Source organism: Paraburkholderia sp. EG286B, from assembly GCF_040965655.1.
Lineage (GTDB): Bacteria > Pseudomonadota > Gammaproteobacteria > Burkholderiales > Burkholderiaceae > Paraburkholderia.
Genome location: NZ_JBFRCF010000004.1, coordinates 493,212 through 510,971, shown reverse-complemented (window position 1 = coordinate 510,971; position 17,760 = coordinate 493,212). Strand labels below are relative to the sequence as shown.

At 65.2% G+C, this 17,760-nt stretch carries 17 protein-coding genes; 2 read left to right on the top strand and 15 right to left on the bottom strand.

What is annotated here, in order from left to right:
- Positions 1-17 precede the first annotated feature (17 nt).
- From AB4Y42_RS11225 to AB4Y42_RS11200, 6 genes are all read right to left on the bottom strand, one after another.
- Positions 18-1,805 carry an acyl-CoA dehydrogenase gene (locus AB4Y42_RS11225; protein ID WP_368694173.1) on the bottom strand — a complete coding sequence of 596 codons (1,788 nt, stop codon included), beginning with the start codon at positions 1,803-1,805 and terminating at the stop codon, positions 18-20.
- Positions 1,806-1,937: 132 nt separating this feature from the next.
- A complete protein-coding gene (locus tag AB4Y42_RS11220) occupies positions 1,938-2,873 on the bottom strand; it encodes an electron transfer flavoprotein subunit alpha/FixB family protein (RefSeq protein WP_368694172.1) in 936 nt (311 codons plus the stop codon).
- A 15-nt stretch (positions 2,874-2,888) separates the two neighbouring features.
- Entirely contained in the window at positions 2,889-3,638 is a 750-nt protein-coding gene (locus AB4Y42_RS11215) for an electron transfer flavoprotein subunit beta/FixA family protein (protein WP_368686662.1), read from the bottom strand.
- 209 nt (positions 3,639-3,847) lie between these two features.
- Complete coding sequence (locus AB4Y42_RS11210; RefSeq protein WP_368694171.1) at positions 3,848-4,645, bottom strand: MetQ/NlpA family ABC transporter substrate-binding protein; 798 nt, start codon at positions 4,643-4,645, stop codon at positions 3,848-3,850.
- 54 nt (positions 4,646-4,699) lie between these two features.
- Positions 4,700-5,353 carry a methionine ABC transporter permease gene (locus tag AB4Y42_RS11205; protein ID WP_324149911.1) on the bottom strand — a complete coding sequence of 218 codons (654 nt, stop codon included), beginning with the start codon at positions 5,351-5,353 and terminating at the stop codon, positions 4,700-4,702.
- Positions 5,343-6,377: a methionine ABC transporter ATP-binding protein gene (locus AB4Y42_RS11200; protein WP_368694170.1), complete on the bottom strand. Its 1,035-nt coding sequence runs from the start codon at positions 6,375-6,377 to the stop codon at positions 5,343-5,345. Before AB4Y42_RS11200 ends, AB4Y42_RS11205 begins: the two co-directional genes overlap by 11 nt.
- A 336-nt stretch (positions 6,378-6,713) precedes the next feature.
- On the opposite strand from AB4Y42_RS11200, the gene AB4Y42_RS11195 reads away from it, so the two are divergent.
- Entirely contained in the window at positions 6,714-7,544 is an 831-nt protein-coding gene (locus AB4Y42_RS11195) for a lysophospholipase (RefSeq protein ID WP_368694221.1), read from the top strand.
- A gap of 13 nt (positions 7,545-7,557) precedes the next feature.
- Here the strand turns inward: AB4Y42_RS11195 and AB4Y42_RS11190 are convergent, their stop codons facing one another.
- Both AB4Y42_RS11190 and AB4Y42_RS11185 read right to left on the bottom strand, forming a co-directional pair.
- Positions 7,558-8,352, bottom strand: coding sequence for an enoyl-CoA hydratase (locus tag AB4Y42_RS11190; protein ID WP_368686665.1), 795 nt, complete (start codon positions 8,350-8,352; stop codon positions 7,558-7,560).
- Positions 8,353-8,416: 64 nt separating this feature from the next.
- A complete protein-coding gene (locus AB4Y42_RS11185; RefSeq protein WP_368694169.1) occupies positions 8,417-9,343 on the bottom strand; it encodes a histone deacetylase family protein in 927 nt (308 codons plus the stop codon).
- Between the two features lie 215 nt (positions 9,344-9,558).
- Between AB4Y42_RS11185 and mltB the strand changes: the two genes are divergently transcribed.
- On the top strand, positions 9,559-10,875 hold the full coding sequence (gene mltB / locus AB4Y42_RS11180; RefSeq protein WP_368686667.1) for a lytic murein transglycosylase B: 1,317 nt from the start codon (positions 9,559-9,561) through the stop codon (positions 10,873-10,875).
- Between the two features lie 61 nt (positions 10,876-10,936).
- Here the strand turns inward: mltB and cysM are convergent, their stop codons facing one another.
- The 7 genes from cysM to AB4Y42_RS11145 all read right to left on the bottom strand — a co-directional run bounded on the left by cysM (position 10,937) and on the right by AB4Y42_RS11145 (position 17,600).
- Positions 10,937-11,839: a cysteine synthase CysM gene (gene cysM, locus AB4Y42_RS11175; RefSeq protein ID WP_368686668.1), complete on the bottom strand. Its 903-nt coding sequence runs from the start codon at positions 11,837-11,839 to the stop codon at positions 10,937-10,939.
- Between the two features lie 249 nt (positions 11,840-12,088).
- Entirely contained in the window at positions 12,089-12,436 is a 348-nt protein-coding gene (locus AB4Y42_RS11170; protein WP_069262634.1) for a helix-hairpin-helix domain-containing protein, read from the bottom strand.
- A 73-nt stretch (positions 12,437-12,509) separates the two neighbouring features.
- Positions 12,510-13,502 (bottom strand): ADP-glyceromanno-heptose 6-epimerase, encoded by a 993-nt coding sequence (rfaD, locus tag AB4Y42_RS11165; protein ID WP_368616012.1) that lies wholly within the window; start codon positions 13,500-13,502, stop codon positions 12,510-12,512.
- A gap of 105 nt (positions 13,503-13,607) precedes the next feature.
- Positions 13,608-14,612: a D-glycero-beta-D-manno-heptose-7-phosphate kinase gene (gene rfaE1, locus AB4Y42_RS11160; protein WP_368694168.1), complete on the bottom strand. Its 1,005-nt coding sequence runs from the start codon at positions 14,610-14,612 to the stop codon at positions 13,608-13,610.
- Positions 14,584-15,981: a UDP-glucose/GDP-mannose dehydrogenase family protein gene (locus AB4Y42_RS11155; protein WP_368694167.1), complete on the bottom strand. Its 1,398-nt coding sequence runs from the start codon at positions 15,979-15,981 to the stop codon at positions 14,584-14,586. The genes rfaE1 and AB4Y42_RS11155 overlap by 29 nt, the downstream gene beginning before the upstream one ends.
- Positions 15,982-16,066: 85 nt before the next feature.
- Positions 16,067-17,242 carry a lipopolysaccharide assembly protein LapB gene (gene lapB / locus AB4Y42_RS11150; RefSeq protein WP_368694166.1) on the bottom strand — a complete coding sequence of 392 codons (1,176 nt, stop codon included), beginning with the start codon at positions 17,240-17,242 and terminating at the stop codon, positions 16,067-16,069.
- A 64-nt stretch (positions 17,243-17,306) separates the two neighbouring features.
- Positions 17,307-17,600 (bottom strand): lipopolysaccharide assembly protein LapA domain-containing protein, encoded by a 294-nt coding sequence (locus AB4Y42_RS11145; protein ID WP_368616247.1) that lies wholly within the window; start codon positions 17,598-17,600, stop codon positions 17,307-17,309.
- Between the last annotated feature and the right edge of the window lie 160 nt (positions 17,601-17,760).

Below are 17,760 nucleotides of genomic sequence, written 5' to 3'. Positions count from 1 at the left end.
AGTAGCGCCCGGCTGCGTCAGAACTGATCCTCCGCCAGCGCCAGCACGCCCTCGCTGCCGTTTGCGCTGACGATCGCCGCTTCGAGCGCCACCGCCTGCGGCAAGACGTGTTGCGCGAAGAACTGCGCCGTGGCGATCTTCGCGCCATGAAACTTCGGGTCCGCCTGCATGAGACGCTGCGAGGCGAGCATGGCGCGCGCCATCTGCCAGCCGCCCAGCACGATGCCCGCCAGCTTCAGATACGGCACGCTGCCCGCGAACACCGCGTTCGGATCGCTCTTCGCCTTCGCGAGCACGAAGTCCACGGCCGACGCCAGCGCCTCTTTGCCTGCCGCGAGATGCTTACGCATCGACTCGAACGCCGCGCCTTGTTGTGCGGCTAGCGCGTCGACGGTCTGCGCGATATCGGCAAGCAGCGCCTTTGCTGCCGCGCCGCCGTCGCGCAGCGTCTTGCGCCCGATGAGATCGTTTGCCTGAATCGCCGTCGTGCCCTCGTAGATCGGCAGGATGCGCGCGTCGCGGTAGAACTGCGCCGCGCCCGTTTCCTCGATAAAGCCCATGCCGCCATGCACCTGCACGCCGAGGCTCGTCACTTCGAGCGCCAGCTCGGTGCTCCAGCCCTTCACGATCGGCACCAGGTATTCGTAGCGCGCCTGATGCCGCGCCCGGGCCGCCTCGTCGGGGTCGCCATGCGCGCGGTCGCTCTCGCCCGCCGCCACGTAAGCGAGCGCACGCGCGGCTTCGGTGAGCGCCCGCATCGTGGCGAGCATGCGGCGCACGTCGGGGTGATGGATGATGCTCACCGCCGCTTTCGCGGAACCGTCCACCGGACGGCTCTGCACGCGCTCCTTCGCATAGGCGAGCGCCTTCTGGTACGCGCGATCGGAGACGGCCACGCCCTGCATGCCCACCGCAAAACGCGCCGCGTTCATCATGATGAACATGTATTCGAGGCCGCGATTCTCTTCGCCGATCAACTGGCCGATCGCGCCGCCATGATCGCCGAACTGCAGCACGGCGGTCGGGCTCGCCTTGATGCCGAGCTTGTGTTCGATCGACACGCAGTGCACGTCGTTGCGCGCGCCTGGCGAGCCGTCGTCGTTCACGAGGAACTTCGGCACGATGAAGAGCGAGATGCCCTTCACGCCTTCGGGCGCCGTGGGCGTGCGCGCGAGTACGAGATGGACGATGTTCTCCGCCATGTCGTGCTCGCCCCACGTGATGAAGATCTTCGTGCCGAACACCTTGTAGGTGCCGTCGCCCTGCGGCTCGGCGCGCGTGCGCACGGCGGCGAGATCGGAGCCCGCCTGCGGCTCGGTGAGGTTCATCGTGCCGGTCCAGTCGCCGGAGATGAGCTTCGGCACGAAGCGCTGCTTTTGCGCTTCGCTGCCGGCGGTGAGGAGCGCTTCGATGGCGCCGTCGGTGAGCAGCGGACACAGCGCGAACGAGAGATTCGCCGCATTGAGCATTTCCACGCACGGCGTGCCGACGAGCTTCGGCAAGCCTTGTCCTTCGTATTCCTGAGGATGCTGCACGCCTTGCCAGCCGCCTTCCACGTATTGCCGGAATGCCGCCTTGAAACCGGGCGTGGCGTGCACGTTGCCGTTTTCCCAGCGGCTCGGATTGCGGTCGCCTTCGGCGTTCAACGGCTCGAGCACTTCGCCGCATAGCTTCGCGGCTTCGTGCAGCACCGCTTCGACCGTTTCGGGCGTGGCGTCTTCGCCGCCCGGCAATTTGGCGATTTCTTCGAGGCCGGCCAGTTCCTTCATGACGAACAGCATGTCGCTCGTGGGCGCCTGGTACATTTCAGTCTCCTCCTGTCGGTATGCGGTTCCTCAAATGACAAAGGGGCGCCGCGGCGCCCCTTTGTTGCTTCGTCTCACGCCACGCGTCCAATCATGATACGCGGCGCTCGTCGCTCGATACACCGGCCGGATTCAGCCGAGTTCCTTCACGAGTTCCGGCACGACCGTGAACAGGTCGCCCACGAGGCCGTAATCGGCCACGCTGAAGATCGGTGCTTCTTCGTCCTTGTTGATCGCGACGATGACCTTCGAGTCCTTCATGCCGGCCAGATGCTGGATCGCACCCGAGATGCCGACTGCAACGTACAGTTGCGGCGCGACGATCTTGCCGGTTTGGCCGACCTGATAGTCGTTCGGCACGTAACCCGCGTCGACGGCTGCGCGCGAGGCGCCGAGGGCGGCGTTGAGCTTGTCGGCGAGCGGCTCCAGAACCTTCGTGTAGTTCTCGCCGCTGCCCAGACCCCGGCCACCCGAGACGATGACCTTCGCGCTCGTGAGTTCCGGACGGTCGAGCTTCGTGACTTCACGGCCGACGAACTGCGTGAGGCCGCTGTCTGCTGCGGCTTCGATCTTCTCGACTGCCGCGCTGCCGCCTTCTGCTGCGACGGGATCGAAACCGGTCGTGCGGACCGTGATCACCTTGATCGGGTCGCTCGACTGGACGATTGCGATCGCATTGCCCGCGTAGATCGGACGCTCGAACGTGTCCGGCGAATCCACGGCGGTGATATCGCTGATCTGCGCGACGTCGAGCTTCGCGGCGATACGCGGCGTGACGTTCTTGCCCGCTGCCGTTGCCGGAGCCAGGATGTGCGTGTAGTTCTTCGCAATAGCGAGGACCGTCGCTTCGACGTTCTCCGCGAGACCCTGCTCGAGTTGCGGCGCGTCGGCCAGCAGCACCTTTGCAACGCCTGCGATCTTCGCGGCGGCGTCGGCAGCAGCCTGCGCGTTGTGGCCCGCGACCAGCACGTGCACGTCGCCGCCAATTTTCTGTGCTGCGGCGACCGTGTTCAGCGTCGCGGCCTTGATCGACTGATTGTCGTGTTCGGCAATAACCAGATTCGTCATTTTGTTTCGCTCCCCTTACAGCACCTTGGCTTCCGTCTTCAGCTTCTCGACCAGCGTCTTCACGTCCGGCACCTTCACGCCTGCGCTACGCTTCGGCGGCTCGGCAACCTTCAGCGTCTTCAGACGCGGCGTGACATCGACGCCCAGGTCTTCCGGCTTCACGATTTCCAGCGGCTTCTTCTTCGCCTTCATGATGTTCGGCAGCGTGACGTAGCGCGGCTCGTTCAGGCGCAGATCCGTCGTCACGACCGCGGGCAGCTTGAGCGACAGCGTTTCCGCACCGCCGTCCACTTCGCGCGACACAGTAGCCTTGCCGTCGGCCACGACCACCTTCGAAGCGAACGTAGCCTGCGGCAGGTTCGCCAGCGCAGCGAGCATCTGGCCGGTCTGGTTCGAATCGTCGTCGATGGCCTGCTTGCCGAGGATGACCAGTTGCGGCTGTTCCTTGTCGACCAGCGCCTTCAGCAGCTTGGCCACAGCCAGCGGCTGCAGGTCTTCGTTCGACTCGATGAGGATCGCGCGATCCGCGCCGATGGCCAGCGCCGTGCGCAGCGTTTCCTGCGCTTGCGTCACGCCCGCCGAAACGGCGATGACTTCCGTTGCCACGCCCGCTTCCTTCAGACGCACCGCCTCTTCCACGGCGATTTCGTCGAACGGGTTCATCGACATCTTCACGTTGGCGATGTCGACGCCCGTGCCATCCGACTTCACACGAACCTTCACGTTGTAATCGACTACGCGTTTGACTGGCACAAGGACTTTCATTCACATGCTCCGAAGTTACGAATACGTCAACCTGGCGGACATTATAGCGATAGCCCTGTCGGGCCGATCTGCCACCAGCAATTTTCACGAACCACCGCTGCCGCACCCCGGTCGTCAGTAGCGAACGATCGTGCGATTTTACGGTGGAAAAAACCCGGGCATCAAGCCCGGGCGCCGAAAAAATCTCTAATTCCACGGCCTGGAGGGTCTTACCAGGAGGTAATGACCGCCCCGCCGAACGTCGTTTCGACGTAGTGCTTCACTTCCGGCGAGTGGTACGCGGCGACCAGTTTCGCCACCCAGGGCTTGTTGCGGTCGGCCTCGCGGATCGCGAGGATATTCACGTACGGCCCCTTCGGGTCTTCGATTGCGATCGCGTCCTGTTTCGGCTTCAGGCCCGCTTGCATGGCGAAGTTCGTGTTGATCGCGGCGGCGTCCACGTCGTCGAGCGAACGCGGAATCTGTGCGGCGTCGAGCTCGACGATCTTCAGCTTCCTGGGGTTTTCCACGATGTCGAGCGGCGTCGCCTTCAACGCTGCCTCGGCGCGCAACTTGATGAGACCCTGGCTCTGCAGCAGCAGCAAGGCACGGCCGCCATTCGTCGGATCATTGGGCACCGCGATGCGGGCGCCCGGCTTCAGTTCGGCGAGCGATTTGATCTTCTTCGAGTAGATGCCCATCGGGAACGTGACCGTGTCCGCAATCTTGATGAGCTTGTAGCCGCGATCCTTCACCTGCGCGTCGAGATACGGCGCGTGCTGGTAGCTGTTGGCGTCGAGGTCGCCGCCCGCGAGCGCCGCGTTCGGCTGCACATAGTCGGAGAACTCGATGATCTTGATGTTCAGGCCGTTCTTCGCGGCCACGCTCTTCACGACTTCCATCACCTGCTCGTGCGGGCCGCCCGTCACGCCCACCCTGATGGTTTCGTCCGCATGCGCAGCAAGCGGTGCGATGAGCGAAGCCGCGCCAAACGCCGCCGCGAGCCGAATCATGAAACGACGTTGCATACCCAACCTTTGTCTTGTGTTTTATGTTGATCGAAAAACTGCCTGTTTTAAGGCTTATTTGTGGCTCAGGCGCCGCACGAGCCAGTCGCCGAACGACTGCACGAGCTGCACGAACACGATCAGGATCACGACCACGATCAGCATGACTTCGGGTTCGAAGCGCTGATAGCCGTAGCGGATGCCGAGGTCGCCAAGACCGCCGCCGCCGATCGCGCCGGCCATCGCCGAATAGCCGACGAGCGAGATGAACGTGATGGTGAGCCCCGCCACCACGCCCGGCAGCGACTCAGGCAGCAGCACCTTGAAGACGATCTGGCTCGTGCTCGCGCCCATGGCCTGGGCCGCTTCGATCAGGCCGCGATCGACTTCGCGCAGCGCCGTTTCGACGAGCCGCGCGATGAACGGCGCAGCGGCGATGGTGAGCGGCACGACGGCGGCCGCCGTGCCGATCGACGAGCCCACCACGAGACGCGTGAACGGAATCACGGCAACGAGCAGGATGATGAACGGCGTGGAACGCACGGCATTGACGATCACGCCCATCACGCGATTCGCGGCGACGTTCTGCAGCACGCCGTTGCGATCGGTGAGATAGAGCAGCACGCCGAGCGGCAGGCCGATGGCCGCGCCCACGAGTCCCGAGATGCCCACCATGACGAGCGTCTCCCAGAACGACTGGACGAACATGTCGAACATTTCACTCCACATGGGACAGTTCCTCCACCACGACGCCTTGTTCGCGCAGCCACGCCATGGCCTGCGCCACCTTCACCGGATCGCCGCCCGCGAGCACCGCGAGCGAGCCGAACGCCTGCCCCTGGATCTCGTCGATCTGGCCGTGCAGGATGTTGAAATCGAGTTCGAAGCGGCGAATCGTCTCCGAGAGAACCGGCTGGTCGACGCCCGTGCCCTTGAACGCGAGGCGCAGCAAGTGGCCGCTGCCCTTCGCGAGATGCTCGGCCACGCGCGCCTTGAGCGCGGGCGGCAGCTCCTGGGCGATCACGTCGCCGAGCAGCGCGCGCGTGACTTCGTGGCGCGGCTGCAGGAACACGTCGATCACGGGACCGCTTTCCACCACGCGGCCCGCGTCGAGCACGGCCACGCGGTCGCAGACCTGTTTGATCACTTCCATCTGGTGCGTGATCATCACGATGGTCAGGTTCAGTTCGCGATTGATCTTGCGCAGCAGGTCGAGAATCGCGCGCGTGGTTTCGGGGTCGAGCGCCGAGGTCGCCTCATCCGAAAGCAGCACCTTCGGCTTGCTCGCGAGCGCGCGCGCAATGCCCACGCGCTGCTTCTGGCCGCCGCTGATCTGCGAGGGATAGCGGTCTTTCTGGGCGGTGAGGCCGACGAGTTCGAGCAGCGGCAGCACCGTCGCTTCGATCTCGGCGCGCTTCACGCCGGCCAGTTCTAGCGGCAGCACGACGTTGTCGAACACGGTGCGCGACGACAGCAGGTTGAAGTGCTGGAAGATCATGCCGATCTCGCGGCGCGCTTCGCGCAACTGGGCCGACGAGAGCGACGTGAGCGTGCGAGCGTTGACGACGATGTCGCCTTCGGTGGGCCGCGTGAGCAGGTTGATGGTGCGCACGAGCGTGCTCTTGCCTGCGCCGCTGCGCCCGATGATGCCGAACACTTCGCCCGGCGGAATCGTCAGATTGACGTTGTGCAGCGCCTCGATCCAGCCTTGTGGGCCGGCGAAGCGCTGGGACACGTTTCGAATTTCGATCATGGAAAAAAGCAAAACGGCGGATGTGCCGCGCGCCGCTCGCGCAGGCCGCACCTTTTGAGGAGCGGAAAACGCGTCGCGCCGGCAGACAGCCGCCGTTTGATGGACTGGATATAGCCGCGCATTTTACCCTGGCACGCAAAATTCCTTTTAATAATCAATTTCGATAATTTCATAACTCGTTTGCATTAGAGGGTTCTGGCGGCGCGAGGCCGCCCGCACGGCCGCTACACTGCTGCCGACAGGCTGATGCCGAAAATTGCGCAAACAGGGAGCGAGATGGAGACCAGTCAGAACATCGCCATGGCGCAAGCCGCCAAACACACCGGACAAGCGACGCTGCGTACGCGTGACGGCGTCGACCTGCCGCTCCACGTCTGGCGCGCGAGCGCGACGCCGCGCGCGGCCATCGCGCTGGTTCATGGCCTGGCGGAACATGCGGGCCGCTATGCGGCGCTCGCCGCGCGGTTGAATGCCGCAGGCATCGATGTTTACGCAATCGATCTGCGCGGTCACGGGCGTGCCCCCGGCCGCCGCACCTGGGTCGCACACTTCGACGAATATCTCGACGACGCCGAGGCGCTCCTCACCCACGCGAGCGCGCAATGCGCCACACAGGGCACTCCGCTCTTCCTGATGGGGCACAGCATGGGCGGCGCAATCGCCGCGCTCTACGCCGTGGAGCGCCTGCCGCAATCGCGCATGCCGCTCGCGGGCCTGCTGCTTTCGAGCGCGGCACTCGCGCCGGGCCGCGACGTGCCCGCGTGGAAAATCGCCGCGAGCCGCGTGATCAGCGCGGTCTGGCCGACCTTTCCGGCGATGAAGATCGACGCGGCGCTGCTCGCGCGCGTGCGCGACGTGGTCGAAGCCAATCGCGCCGATCCGCTCGTGCATCACGGCGCGATTCCCGCCCGCACGGGGGCGCAATTGCTGGAAGCGATGAAGCGCATCGAGGCGGGACGCGCGCAACTGCGGCTACCCGTGCTGATCTGGCATGGCACCGAGGACAAGCTCACCGAGCCCGAAGGCAGCCGCGCGTTCGGCGCGAACGTGGGATCGCCCGATCGCACGCTCACGCTCTATGAAGGCAGCTTCCACGAAACGCTCAACGACCTCGATCGGGAGCGCGTGATTGGCGCGCTGATCGACTGGATCGACCGGCACGGCTGACCGGCCAGGCGTGTTACTTCGCGCCGCGTTTCTCGATGAACGCCTGCACGCCGTCGAGCGCGGGGTCGGTCATCATGTTGCAGGCCATGGTCTGCCCGGCCAGTTGATACGCGGCGTCGATGCCCATTTCGAGCTGCCGGTAGAAGAGCCCCTTGCCTGCCGCGACCGCCTCGCGCGGTTTCGCGCAGATACTCGCGGCCAGCGCGGTCACGGCGGCGTCGAGTTCGTCGGCGGGAACCACGCGGTTCACGAGGCCTTCGCGCAACGCCTTTTGCGCATCGATGAATTCGCCCGTCATCAGCATCTCGAAGGCCGCCTTGCGCGAGACGTTGCGCGAGAGCGGCACGGCGGGCGTCGAGCAAAAGAGCCCCAGATTGATGCCTGATACCGCAAAGCGCGCCGAGTCCGCCGCCACCGCCAGATCGCACATCGCGACGAGCTGGCAGCCCGCCGCCGTCGCCACGCCCTGCACACGCGCGATGACGGGCTGCGGCATCTTTTGAATCGCGAGCATCATCTTCGAGCAGCGCTCGAACAGTTTTGCGTAGTACTCGTGCGAGGGCGCCGCGCGCATTTCCCTGAGGTCGTGGCCCGCGCAGAACGCGCGCCCCGCCGCTGCGATCACGACCACGCGCGCGTCGGATTGCGCCAGCGCGGCGAGTTCGCCCTGCAATGCATCGATGAGCGCCTCGGAAAGCGCGTTGAACGCATCCGGGCGGTTCAGCGTGAGGCGCACGACGCCTGGCACACCGTACGCATCGCGTGTGACCTCGACGAGCGACGGCGATGAAGAGGGAATGGCACTCACGTTGCGTGTCTCCTTCGTTCGAATGGGTGCGATACGGGTCTGCGCTCAGGGCCGCACCGAAAGCCTAGATATCCGCCAGCACGCGCAGATGCGCCACCACGCTGCGGCCGAGCGCCGAGAGGTTATAGCCGCCTTCGAGGCTGCTCACGATGCGCCCCTTCGCATAGCGGCCTGCGATCTCGCGAATCTGTTCCGTGATCCACGCGAAGTCGTCCTCCACGAGCCCCATGTTGCCGAGGTCGTCTTCGCGATGCGCGTCGAAGCCCGCCGAAACGAACACCATCTCCGGCTTGAACTCGTGCAGCCGCGGCAGCCACATGATGTCGATGGCCTCGCGCACTTCCATGCCTTTCGTGCGCGCCGCAATCGGCAGATTGACCATGTTCGGCGCCGGATTCTCGGCCCCCGAGTACGGATAGAACGGATGCTGGAAGAAGCTGCACATCAGCACGCGCGAGTCGCCCGCGAACGCCGCCTCGGTGCCATTGCCGTGATGCACGTCGAAATCGACGATCGCCACGCGCTGGAGGCCATGGACTTCGAGTGCATGGCGCGCCGCGATCGCGATGTTGTTGAAGAAGCAAAAGCCCATCGCGCGCGCGGGCTCCGCGTGATGGCCGGGCGGGCGCACGCTGCAGAATGCGTTCTCGTAGCGCCCGGCGAGCACCGCGTCGGTGGCCGCGATCGCCGCGCCCGCCGCACGCAGCGCCGCCTGCCACGTGTGCGGATTCATCAGCGTGTCGGGGTCGATGCTCGCGTAGCCTTCCTTGGGCGCCATGTTGCGGATGAAGTCGACGTGCGCCTGGGTATGCACGCGCAGGAGGTCCACCTCGGTCGCGAGCGGCGCCGATTCGTCGCGCTCGACCAGCGCGTCGATGCGGCCCGCGATCAGCTGGTCTTCGATGGCCTGCAGACGCGCGGGGCATTCGGGATGCCATTCGCCCATCTCGTGCAGCAGAAAATCGGGGTGAGAGAAGAAACCGGTCGTCATGAGTCGCTCTCGCCGCGGGCTTCGCGCATGCGCGCGGCCGCGGGTCTCCTTCTGTCTTTAGTCTGGCGGCACGCCGGCTGGCGCGCGAACAGACACCACGTTACCACAGCGACCTGGTGCTCACGCGCCACGCCGGCGCGCAACGGCCCAATTCGCGTAAGGCGCTCGGTTATACTGCCCGGGTTCTTCCTGGACCGCTCTCCCCCCGCTCTCTCATGACCCTCAAGACCGCTCTGTCCGCCTCCAGCCGTCCACGTCGCACGACCCTCGCACTCGCGCTTTGCGTCGCGGCGTCGTTGTGCACCGGCGCGGCGCGCGCGCAAACTGCCGCGCCGAAATCGCGACAGACGCCGCTCACGCTCGCGCAGGCACAGCCGCAAGCGCCGACGCAGGGCCAGACGTTCGAAGAGGAAATCGTCCCGCAGCGCTACGCGAACAATCCGGACGTCGACGGTTTCATCAACGACATGGTGGCGCGCTACGACTTCGATCCCACCGCACTGCATGCGCTGTTCTCGAGCGCGAACTATTCGGCAACGGCGGTGAAGCTCGTCACGCCCTCGCCCGTGCCGGGCGTGAAGAACTGGCGCGCGTATCAGGCGCGCTTCCTCGACCCGGTGCGCATCAATGCCGGCGTGCGCTTCTGGCGCGCGAACCAGGCCACGCTGCAGCGCGCATCGGAAGAGTTCGGCGTGCCGCCCGAGGTGATCGTCGGCATCATCGGTGTGGAGACGATCTACGGCCGCTACATGGGCAACTTCCGCGTGCTCGATGCGCTCACCACGCTCGCCTTCGATTACCCGAACACGCCGAACCGCGCCGAGCGCATGGCGACGTTCCGCAAGAACCTCGAGGACTACCTCGTGTGGACGCGTGACGCGCAGATCGATCCGTCGTCGGTGCAAGGCTCGTACACCGGCGCGATCGGCATTCCGCAGTTCCTGCCGAGCAGCATCGTGCAGTACGCGGTGGACTACGAGGGCAACAATCACATCGACCTGCGCGCGAGCACGGCCGACGCGATCGGCAGCGTGGCGAACTATCTGCGGCAGAACGGCTGGGAATCGGGACGGCCCGTGGTGTGGAACATCGCCACCGATGCGGGCAGCCTCGGCATCGCCCAGGCCGCCGCCGACGGCAAGCCCGAACCGCGCTGGCCGCTGAGCCAGTTGCTGCGCTCGGGCCTCGTGCTCGACCAGCCGGACGTGGATATCGCCGCCGAGGCAAGCACGCCTGTCACGGTGATCGACCTGCCCTCGCCTGGCCGCGGCACCGAGTACAAGCTCGGCCTCAAGAATTTTTACGTGCTGACGCGCTATAACCGCAGCTTCTTCTATGCGCTCGCGGTGTATCAGCTGGGCATGCGCGTGAAGGCACAGATGCTGGCGACGCAGCCGGGCGTGGGTGTGGGCCCCGCGAACGGAAATGGCGACAACGGCGGCATCAACGGCGGCAACGGAAATGGCAATGGCAACGGGATGAACAGCGCCCCGAATGGTACAGGCACGACGCCGCCCGCCCAGCAAAACTGATTTCAACGCTACAAAGCAAAACGGCCTTCATTGAAGGCCGTTTTTTGCGTCCACGCTTCAATCAGGCGGGAAACACACCCGTCGAGAGATACCGGTCGCCGCGATCGCAGACGATGAACACGATCGTCGCGTTCTCGAGCTGGCGCGCAAGACGCATCGCCACCTCGCATGCGCCGCCCGACGAAATACCCGCGAAAATGCCTTCGACCGAGGCAAGACGGCGCGCCATGTTCTCGGCGGCGGCCTGGCTCACGTTCTCCACGCGATCCACGCGGCTGCGGTCGAAAATCTTCGGCATATACGCTTCGGGCCACTTGCGAATGCCCGGAATGCGCGAGCCTTCTTCCGGCTGCGCGCCGACGATCTCGATCGCCTGATTCTTTTCCTTCAGGAACTGGGACGTGCCCATGATCGTGCCGGTCGTGCCCATCGACGAGACGAAGTGCGTGATACGCCCTTCGGTGTCGCGCCAGATTTCCGGGCCGGTGGCCTCGTAATGCGCAAGCGGATTGTCGGGATTGGCGAACTGGTCGAGGATGATGCCCTTGCCGTCGCGCTGCATTTGTTCGGCGAGGTCGCGCGCATATTCCATGCCGCCCTTGACCGGCGTAAGCATGATTTCGGCGCCGTAAGCCGCCATGCTCTGGCGGCGCTCGACCGAGAGGTCCTCCGGCATGATGAGCACCATCTTGTAGCCGCGAATAGCCGCCGCCATGGCGAGCGCGATGCCCGTATTGCCGCTCGTCGCTTCGATGAGCGTGTCGCCCGGCTTGATGCGGCCGCGCTCTTCGGCTTTACGGATCATCGAGAGCGCCGGGCGGTCCTTCACCGACCCAGCCGGGTTGTTGCCTTCGAGCTTGGCCAGCACGACGTTGTTGCGGGCGCGGATTTCGTCGTCCGGCATGCGGACGAGTTGCACGAGCGGGGTATTGCCGATCGTATCTTCAATGGTCTTGTAGGGCATGGGGATGGCAGTGAGGCGCGATGACGTGACCCGTCGATTCTAAACCACGCGGGCAGCGACCGCAGGGGACCCATGACGCCGGTATGGACGCCGGCTGGCGACTCGACCATCATGGGCTGCAAAAAGCCCGCGGCCCGGGCCGCGGGTCAACGTCGCGGGTCGACATCACCTGAGCGACACCTGAAGGAAACTGCGCCCCGCGACGGCGCAGCACGACGCGCGGGGTAACACACGAGCGCAAGCGGCCTGCTACTTCTTGACCGCCACGGCAGCCTGAGGCGCGCCCGCCTTCGCGGGCGTTGCCTGCGCAACCTTCGCCTGTGCTGCATGGGCATTCGCGGGACCGATCGCCAATCCTTCGGCCTGCAAACGTTCGACGGTATGGCCGCCCATGCCCTTCACGCGCTTGCCGAGGTCACTGGCATCCTTGTACGGGCCGTGCGCGCTGCGCTCGTCGAGAATGGCCTTGGCGCGCGCGGGCCCCACGCCCTTGATGCCGCGAAGCGCGTCTTCGTTGGCGGTGTTGACGTCCACGGCCGCAAAGGCGTGGCTGAATACGGCCAGAAGCGCGGCCGCCGCAAGGACTTTTCGGAACATGCTGGATCTCCCTCAAAACGCCGGCGACCATCGCCGGCGAGGAGAGTCCAGTTTATGAAGTCAGGGCTTTGCGTTACACCTGGCCAGAAAGCCAACGTACGTAACGATCCACCCCTTCCTGCACCGTCAGGAACGGCGCGTCGTAGCCCGCCGCGCGCAGCTTCGACTGGTCCGCCTGCGTGAAGCACTGATACTTGCCGCGCAACGCGTCCGGGAACGGGATGTACTCGATCAGCCCTTCCTTGACCTGCTCCGCGAGCGAGAGCGCAGGCTTGCCTTCCATCGCACGCAGCGTGTTCACCACGGTCGTGGCGATGTCGTTGAACGGCTGGGCACGGCCGCTGCCCAGATTGAAGATGCCCGTCTTCTCCGGATGATCGAAGAAGAACAGGTTCACCTTCACCACGTCCTCGACGGAGACGAAGTCGCGCGTCTGCTCGCCAGGCGCATAACCGTTGTATTCGCCGAACAGCTTCACGCGGCCTTCGGCGCGGAACTGGTTGAAGTTGTGGAACGCCACCGACGCCATGCGCGCCTTGTGCGTTTCGCGCGCACCATACACGTTGAAGTAGCGAAAGCCCGCAATCTGGCTTTGCGCCGTGGGCAGCACGCGGCGGATCACCTGGTCGAACAGGAACTTCGAATAGCCGTACACATTGAGCGGCGCTTCCACTTCGCGCTCTTCGACGAAGCGCGTCGAGCCGCCGTAAATCGCCGCCGACGACGCATACAGAAACTGCACGCGCTGCGCGAGACACGCGTCGAGCACGGCGCGGCTATAGCGGAAGTTGTTGTCCATCATGTAGCGGCCGTCGGTTTCCATCGTGTCCGAACAGGCGCCTTCGTGGAACACCGCGCGCACGTCGCCGAAATCGCCGCGCGCAAAGCGCTCGACGAACTCGGTCTTGTCGATGTAGTCGTCGATCTCGCAATCGACGAGATTCCTGAACTTGTCCGCGCGGGTGAGATTGTCGACGGCGATGATGCGGTCTTCGCCGCGTTCGTTCAGCGCCTTGACGATGTTGCTGCCGATGAAGCCGGCCGCGCCGGTGACGATGAGGGTCATGATAGGTCTGCGGTGACGAGGTTCACGCGAGGTTGATGCCCCGCCGGAAAAACGCTGCGGAAATTCCGGCCGGGTTGCGAGCGCTGCGCGCTCGCGTGCACAACGTTATTGAAAGAGTTCGTCGTAGTCGACGGTGGCCGTGCCGAGCTTGCCGACCACGATGCCGGCCGCGCGATTCGCGAGCGCGACGCCTTCGACGAGCGGCAATCCCGCGCCCAGCATGACCGCGACGGTCGCGATCACCGTGTCGCCGGCGCCCGAGACATCATACACTTCGCGCGCATCGGCCGCCGCGTGCAGCGCGCCGTCATCGGAAAAGAGCGTCATACCCTCTTCCGAGCGCGTGAGCAGGAGCGCATCGAACTGCAGTTCGTGGCGCAGCTTCGTCACGCGCGCGTGCAGGTCCTCCTCGGACTTCCACGTGCCCACCACTTCGCGCAGCTCCGCGCGGTTCGGCGTGATGAGGCTCGCGCCGCGATAGCGCTCCCAGTCGTCGCCCTTCGGATCGACGAGCACCGCCTTGCCCGCGGCGCGCGCCTTCGCGATCATCTGCGTGACATGCGTGAGCCCACCCTTCGCGTAGTCGGAGAGGAGAATCACGTCGTGCGTAGGCAACAGCGCGTCGAAACGCGCGAGGCCGGCGAGCAGGATCTCGTGCGCGGGCGTGTTTTCGAAGTCCACGCGCAACAACTGTTGCTGGCGCGACAGTACGCGCAGCTTGATGGTGGTCGGCAACGCGGGATCGCGCTCGAGATACGCGTTCACGTTGCTTTCGTCGAGCAGCTCGACGATACGCTCGCCGGGTTCGTCATGGCCCACCACGCACAGGAGGCCCGCGTGAGCGCCGAGCGCCGCCGCGTTGCGCGCGACGTTCGCCGCGCCACCCAAACGGTCTTCCTTGCGCTGCACATGCACGACCGGCACCGGCGCTTCCGGCGAGATGCGGTTGACGTCGCCGAACCAGTAGCGGTCGAGCATGACGTCGCCCACCACCAGCACGCGCGAGGTCGCGAGCTTCTCGCGCGGCACGACGCGCACTTCCGGCGCGATGGCAGCAGCAAGCGCGGCGACGGGCGCGGCTTCAGGCTGCGGATTTTGCGAGATTGACATGGGGCCGCCCAATCGAATGATAGTCAATGCCGAGCTCGGCCATGGCGTCGGGCTCGTAGAGGTTGCGTCCGTCGAAGATACGCGGTGCCTTGAGCACCTTCTTCAAATGCGCGAAATCGGGCGCCTTGAAGGCGGTCCATTCGGTGACGATCACCAGCGCGTCGGCACCCGTGAGTGCGTCGTCCTGGCTCGATGCGAACGTGAGGCGCGTGTGCTGCTCAGGCGCGTGTGCGAGATCGAGCGCGAACACGCGCTGCGCCTCTTCGGCTGCGACTGGGTCCCACGCCGCCACCGTGGCCCCGCGCGAGAGCAGGTCGGCGATCAGACGGCGGCTCGGCGCTTCGCGCATGTCGTCGGTGTTCGGCTTGAACGCTAGGCCCCACACGGCGAAGTGCTTGCCGGTGAGGTCGTCGCCGCACACGCTGGCGATCTTCTTCACGAGCACTTCCTTCTGGCCGTGATTGACCTCCTCGACGGCTTCGAGCACGCGCAGGTTCTGGCCCGACTCCGCGGCCGTGCGGATCAGCGCCTGCACGTCCTTCGGGAAGCACGAGCCGCCATAGCCGCAGCCGGCATAGAGGAAGTGATAGCCGATGCGCGGATCGGAGCCGATGCCGCGGCGCACCGACTCGATGTCGGCGCCCACGCGGTCGGCGAGATTCGCCATCTCGTTCATGAACGAGATGCGCGTCGCGAGCATGGCGTTGGCCGCGTACTTCGTGAATTCGGCGGAGCGGACGTCCATGTAGATCGTGCGTTCGTGATTGCGGTTGAACGGCGCGTAGAGGCGCTTCATCTTCTCGCGCGCGGCGGTCCCGTTCTCGTCCTCGTCGAGGCCGATGATGATGCGGTCCGGGCGCATGAAGTCGTCCACCGCCGCGCCCTCTTTCAGAAACTCGGGGTTCGAGACGACCGAGAAGCGGTGATCCACGCTCTGTGCGAGGCCGCGCTTTGCCAGCTCCTCGGCCAGCACGCCGTGCACGCGCTGCGCCGTGCCGACCGGCACCGTCGACTTGTCGACGACCACCTTGAAGCCGTTCATGTGGCGGCCGATGCTGCGCGCCGCTTCGAGCACGTACTGGAGATCGGCCGAGCCGTCTTCGTCGGGCGGCGTGCCCACGGCGATGAACTGCACCTCGCCGTGCTCGACGCTCGCCGCGATGTCGGTGGAAAAGGTAATGCGCCCGGCCGCGCGGTTGCGCGCGATGAGTTCGAGCAGGCCCGGCTCGTGAATCGGGACGCCGCCGCCATTCAGGATATCGATCTTGCGCGGATCGACATCGAGGCAAAACACGTCGTGGCCGATTTCGGCAAGACACGCACCGGTGACGAGGCCGACGTAGCCGGTACCGACAATGGTGATCTTCATAGGCGCTCCGGTGACAGATGCGGATGTTGGAATGATTGTGGGCGCGGCCGGCTGATGCCGGGCTGGGCACGCGCGCCCCTAAGGCTCAGCTCGACGCGGGAACCGGCTCGACACGGCGCGGCGCATAGGTTTCCCAGCCGCTGCAGCCCGGACACTGCCAGTAGAACAGGCGCGCCCGGAATCCGCAGTTCTGGCAGGTGTAGCGAGGCAGGTTCTTGGTGCGCTGCTGGAGCAGCTTGCGCATCAGCTCGAGTTCGCTGCGGCGCGGCTCTTCGGCCGTGGCCTGCTGCGCTTCGAGCAGGCGCGCCATGCCGGCGAGGTTCGGCGACTTCTGCATCTGCGTGCGGGCCAGCGCGTGCGCCGCATCGGGGCCGCGCAGCGCGGCGACATACTTGTAGGCGACGTCGAGCAGATCGTTCGACGGATACGCGTCGACCCACGTCGTGAGCAATTGTGCGCCCTCTTCGGCGCGGCCGAGCGTCTCGTAGGCCTTCATGATCTTTTCGGCGACGAGCGGCAGATAAGCGGGGTTTTGCGCTTCGACATCGCGCCAGTGGCCAAGCGCAGTCTCGCAATCGCCGCTTGCCGCATCGACGTCGCCTGCGAGGATCGTCGCGCGCACGTTCTGCGAATTGGCCTTGAGCGCGAGCGCCAGTTGACGGCGCGCTTCGTCGGGCTTTTTCTGCTGGAGCGCTTCCTGCGCGAGTTCGCAGTGGAACTGGGCGATCTCGAGGTCGAGCGACGCCGCGCCCATCGTTTCGAGATGACGTGCCGTGTCGATGCAGCGGTTCCAGTCCTTCTCGATCTCGTAGATCGCGAGCAGTGCACGCTGAGCGCCGAGCGCGAAGTCGCCCGACTTGAGCTTGCCGAAGGTCTCTTCTGCGCGGTCGAGCATGCCGGCCTTCAGAAAATCCTGGCCGAGTTCATAGAGCGCGTGGTCGCGCTCGTTTACGGGCAGGTCGGAGCGCGAGAGCAGGTTCTGATGCACGCGGATCGCGCGGTCGGTCTCGCCGCGGCGGCGAAACAGATTGCCGAGCGCGAAGTGCAGCTCGACGGTTTCGGGGTCGAGCTTGGCGACCTCGATGAACGCGTCGATGGCCTTGTCCGGCTGCTCGTTGAGCAGAAAATTCAGGCCGCGAAAATACGAGCGCGGCAGGTTGGCGCTTTCGGAAAGCAGTGCCTTCAGGTCGTAGCGCGACGCCATCCAGCCGAGCGCGAAAGCCACGGGAATGACGAGGAGCCACCAAAAATCGAGATCCATGCGAGCGATGGTATGAGCGGAAAATCAGCCGCTCGCGTTCAGGCGCGCGGCACGGCAATACAAATCAGATAAGCGGCGGCAGCGGCGGCTCGACGCTCGGCGTGGGCGTTTCACGCGCCACCCGCAAGTCGCGCTTGAGGCGGCCGTTTTCCATGCGCAGCCGGAACACGCCGGGCAGCGCGGAAAGCAGCCCCGCCAGCAGCCCCACGACAAAAAACGCGAGGCCGATCAGGATCAGCGGGGCCTGCCACGAATATCCGGCCAGAAAGTTCAGCGTCGCGGTTTGCGTGTTGGCGAGCGCAAGGACGAGCAGCAGTACGAACACCAGCACACGGAGCACCCAGGCGATCAATCTCATTGAAGGATTCTCTTGGCAGTTGAGAAAGGCGCCGGCACGGCGGACATGCTGCGCCGCAGCACAAGCCGCGCCGAAGTGTCCCGTATTGTAATTGAACGGCTCGCGGGCCGACACGTGTGAGCGAGCACTGAGCCAGGCAACCTGGCTTGCCGGAACTAAC

Bases quoted from the DNA above. Each gene is read 5' to 3' on its own strand.
- AB4Y42_RS11225 (WP_368694173.1), bottom strand. From the start codon at position 1,805: ATGTACCAGGCGCCCACGAGCGACATGCTGTTCGTCATGAAGGAACTG.
- AB4Y42_RS11220 (WP_368694172.1), bottom strand. From the start codon at position 2,873: ATGACGAATCTGGTTATTGCCGAACACGACAATCAGTCGATCAAGGCC.
- AB4Y42_RS11215 (WP_368686662.1), bottom strand. From the start codon at position 3,638: ATGAAAGTCCTTGTGCCAGTCAAACGCGTAGTCGATTACAACGTGAAG.
- AB4Y42_RS11210 (WP_368694171.1), bottom strand. From the start codon at position 4,645: ATGCAACGTCGTTTCATGATTCGGCTCGCGGCGGCGTTTGGCGCGGCT.
- AB4Y42_RS11205 (WP_324149911.1), bottom strand. From the start codon at position 5,353: ATGTGGAGTGAAATGTTCGACATGTTCGTCCAGTCGTTCTGGGAGACG.
- AB4Y42_RS11200 (WP_368694170.1), bottom strand. From the start codon at position 6,377: ATGATCGAAATTCGAAACGTGTCCCAGCGCTTCGCCGGCCCACAAGGC.
- AB4Y42_RS11185 (WP_368694169.1), bottom strand. From the start codon at position 9,343: ATGACGACCGGTTTCTTCTCTCACCCCGATTTTCTGCTGCACGAGATG.
- mltB (WP_368686667.1), top strand. From the start codon at position 9,559: ATGACCCTCAAGACCGCTCTGTCCGCCTCCAGCCGTCCACGTCGCACG.
- cysM (WP_368686668.1), bottom strand. From the start codon at position 11,839: ATGCCCTACAAGACCATTGAAGATACGATCGGCAATACCCCGCTCGTG.
- AB4Y42_RS11170 (WP_069262634.1), bottom strand. From the start codon at position 12,436: ATGTTCCGAAAAGTCCTTGCGGCGGCCGCGCTTCTGGCCGTATTCAGC.
- rfaD (WP_368616012.1), bottom strand. From the start codon at position 13,502: ATGACCCTCATCGTCACCGGCGCGGCCGGCTTCATCGGCAGCAACATC.
- rfaE1 (WP_368694168.1), bottom strand. From the start codon at position 14,612: ATGTCAATCTCGCAAAATCCGCAGCCTGAAGCCGCGCCCGTCGCCGCG.
- AB4Y42_RS11155 (WP_368694167.1), bottom strand. From the start codon at position 15,981: ATGAAGATCACCATTGTCGGTACCGGCTACGTCGGCCTCGTCACCGGT.
- lapB (WP_368694166.1), bottom strand. From the start codon at position 17,242: ATGGATCTCGATTTTTGGTGGCTCCTCGTCATTCCCGTGGCTTTCGCG.
- AB4Y42_RS11145 (WP_368616247.1), bottom strand. From the start codon at position 17,600: ATGAGATTGATCGCCTGGGTGCTCCGTGTGCTGGTGTTCGTACTGCTG.